The sequence below is a fragment of the Sporotomaculum syntrophicum genome, assembly GCF_009932395.1.
Lineage (GTDB): Bacteria > Bacillota > Desulfotomaculia > Desulfotomaculales > Desulfallaceae > Sporotomaculum > Sporotomaculum syntrophicum.
Map to the genome: position 1 here is coordinate 1 of NZ_LSRS01000016.1, position 1449 is coordinate 1449.

Annotated in this window: 1 protein-coding gene; it reads left to right on the forward strand. The window is 42.3% G+C overall.

Features of this window, described 5'->3' with window-relative positions; all coding sequences use genetic code 11:
* On the forward strand, positions 1-1449 hold a 1449-nt coding region (locus SPSYN_RS15420), incomplete at both ends, for an IS1634 family transposase (protein WP_161823374.1).

Below are 1449 nucleotides of genomic sequence, written 5' to 3' on the forward strand. Positions count from 1 at the left end.
GTTCGCCAAATAGTTGTAGCCAACCTGGGCCGCTTAGAAGAACTACAGGAAGGAGCCCTGGATAAACTGGTTGCCAGCCTGGGTAAATATTGCAAAATGGCTAAAGTGATACGGAGCATGGATGAACTAAACACCCAGTGGTCTAAAGAACTGGGACCAGTCGTTATCTTTCGCCGTCTCTGGGAACAGCTTGAGCTACCGGATCTGCTTAATAAGTATATCGCAGACACCCAAATACAACGCCCCGTGGAAAGTGCCATATTTGCGATGGTCCTAAACCGGTTAGTTGACCCGGATAGCAAACTTGCTGTTTCCAAGTGGGTAGATACAGTATATTACCCGGATTTTAAACAGCTTGAGCTGCACCATTACTATCGTGGTTTGGATTTTCTGCACGAACACCAGCACGAAATAGAAAACTTTTTATGGAACCGGGTAAGAAACTTATTTAACCAAAAAGTCGATCTGGTTTTTTTCGATACCACTAGCACCTACTTCGAAGGCAATGGTCCTAGCAATATTGCCAAAAAAGGCTATTCCAAGGACAAACGTCCCGATCGTAACCAGGTAATTGTCGGGGCATTAATGACCTCCGAAGGCATACCCATTGCTCATCAAGTGTTTCCGGGAAATACAGCAGATGTTAATGCCTTTATTACCGCTCTCGATGATTTAAAAAACCGTTTTTCCATCGGTAAAGTGATCATTGCTGCAGACAGGGGTATGGTTAGCAATAACACATTACAGGCGCTGCGTGACCATAATTACCAGTTCATCGTTGGCGTAAAAATGCGTAAATTAAAGAAAGCACGGGACTTACTAACCAGAGCCGGTAGATACAGACTCGTCAAACCAAACCTTAAAGTAAAAGAACCAGGCTCCTGGGGTGATCGTTATATCGTCTGCTTAAACCCAGAAGAAGCCAAAAGACATAAGCTGATCAGAGAAGCCATCCTTGAAAAACTCAGAAAAACTTTAAAAACATCTGGCCCTAAAACCATTGTGGGTAACCGGGGTTACCAAAGATATCTTAAGATAGATAAGGAAGCTGTCACGATAAATGAAGATGTCATTAAACAAGAAGCCATATATGATGGTAAATACCTGTTGCGCACCAATTGTAATCTACCACCTGCGGAAGTAGCCCTTGCTTATAAGGGGCTCTGGCAAGTGGAAAGAATCTTTCGGACGATGAAAAGCAGCTTGGATTTAAGGCCGATTTATCACTGGAAAGAAGAACGTGTACGCGGACATATTTTTATCTGCTTCTTAGCTTTTGTTTTACAGGTTATGCTGGCCAAACTACTTAAAGACAGCAAGCATAGATTTAAAGATTTAATGCTTGACCTAAGGAAACTACATGCTGTTAAATTTACCATCGGTCAGGAAGAGTTTATTTTGCGCACAGAGTTAAAGGGCAATATCTTTGATATTTTTAAGGCTGTTGGT